This is a genomic window from Bariatricus sp. SGI.161 (genome assembly GCF_050313695.1).
Classification (GTDB): domain Bacteria; phylum Bacillota; class Clostridia; order Lachnospirales; family Lachnospiraceae; genus JAFBIX01.
Genome location: NZ_JBNPLX010000070.1, coordinates 1 through 1,758 on the forward strand (window position 1 = coordinate 1; position 1,758 = coordinate 1,758).

The 1,758-nt window shown below is 39.1% G+C and carries 1 protein-coding gene; it reads left to right on the forward strand.

Translation table 11 applies throughout. The features are described 5' to 3' along the window. The first annotated feature begins 144 nt into the window (after nucleotides 1-144). Nucleotides 145-1,620 (forward strand): transposase, encoded by a 1,476-nt coding sequence (locus ACQRBH_RS17185; protein WP_336624110.1) that lies wholly within the window; start codon nucleotides 145-147, stop codon nucleotides 1,618-1,620. Nucleotides 1,621-1,758: the final 138 nt, after the last annotated feature.

Here is a 1,758-nt window from a genome sequence, read left to right on the forward strand (position 1 = left end):
TAGGCGTTTGCGAAACGCCACAAGCCGCATAAATACGGCATTTTTTGTTGCTAAAAAACAAATAACTCCTCACTGGATATGGTATAATGGAGTTGACTAGAAACCATTATTCATACAACCTAGAAAGGAGTTATTCTGATTCTTATGATACCATACAAACAGCTCTCTGTGGCAGATATTTTTCAGGATTGCCAAGATAAATTTGATAATGACAAACCTGCGTTTCTCTCACTTCTCGAAAACCATATCAATCTTGATGAAATTATTCCGGTTACTTTTTATAACCATTTTTATGCATCAACGGGCAGAACCCGCAAATACCCTTTGCATGCCTTTCTTTGGGCTTTGATCATTCAGCGTATTTTCTCAATCCCAACAGATCAGCTTTTATTAACGTTTCTTTGTTATTCCAAACCGCTTCGTGAGTTCTGCGGTTTTTCTAAAGTTCCTGATGCCTCTAAGATTACCCGTTTCAAACAGGACTTCTTAGATGACCTTCAGACTGTATTTGACAGACTTGTTGATCTCACTGAACCAATCTGTCAGGCTATCGATTCCGCCAAAGCAGATATGACAATCTTTGATTCTTCTGGCATCGAAGCTTTTGTCACTGAAAACAATCCCAAGTATGCGAATCGTATCATCAAACAGCTTAAAGCATATGCAAAGTCTTTGGGCTTTGATAAGAACTACGATCCTTACAAGGCAGCTTATGGAAATATGCCTTCCCATGCTGCTTCTAATCCTGCTGTTAAACAGCTTTATATCAATGGGCATTTTTGTTATGTCTTTAAATTCGGCATCATCACAAATGGTCTGGGTATCATCCGCCATATCGCCTTTTATAATAAAGACTTTATGGATTCTCATCCGGACATCGTCGTTGATAAAAAGTCTGATTCTCCTGATGAGGATAAAACTGCTCATGATTCAAAGCTCCTTATCCCTACCCTGAAAGACTTTTTCCAAAAACATCCTTTGATTAATCCTAAAGTTTTTCTTGGTGATGCTGCTTTTGACACTGTTCAGCTCTACAAAGACCTTCTTACCGGAGATACTTTTGGACGTAATCGTCATTTTTCAAAAGCATACATACCATTAAACAATCGTTCTTCCCTTGCTGATTCGGAATCCTTTATCAATGAAAATGGCATTCCTTGCTGTCCTAAAGATCTGAATCTTCCTTTAAAAAAAGAAGGGAACAACACAGCTTTTTTAGCGAATGGAATTGCCCGTCAGAAATTCATCTGTCCCTTGACTACTTGGGATAAATGCGAAGACGGGAAATATCGTCGCATCTGTCATTGTGAAGACCCCTGTACCTCATCCATTTCCGGAAGAATGGTTTACATCTATCCTGAAAAAGACCTTCGTGCCTACCCTGGGACGCTCCGTGGAACAGAAGAATGGGATACCACTTACAAAGTACGAACTGTTGTTGAACAAAACATCAATCACATCAAAGAAAACCTCTGTCTGGCGGGTCGTCATACTCAGAACGAAAAAACTCTCCACGCAGACTTGATTCTGGCTGGTATCACCCAGCTGATTACGGTTATACTTGCAGATAAAATCCATCAACACAAATATATCAGAAGTCTAAAACCTCTCATTGCATAACAATTAAATCTTTGCATGCAATGTCTGTTAAAGTGCGCCTAAAAATGAAAAGTTGCAACCTCATCTGTGAAATCCTGTTAAAACAGGATTTCTACCTCTTTCAGTTCAAGATTGCGAACTTGTTTCGCAATTACCTAT

Coding starts and splice junctions, on each gene's coding strand:
- ACQRBH_RS17185 (WP_336624110.1), top strand. CDS start 145: ATGATACCATACAAACAGCTCTCTGTGGCAGATATTTTTCAGGATTGC.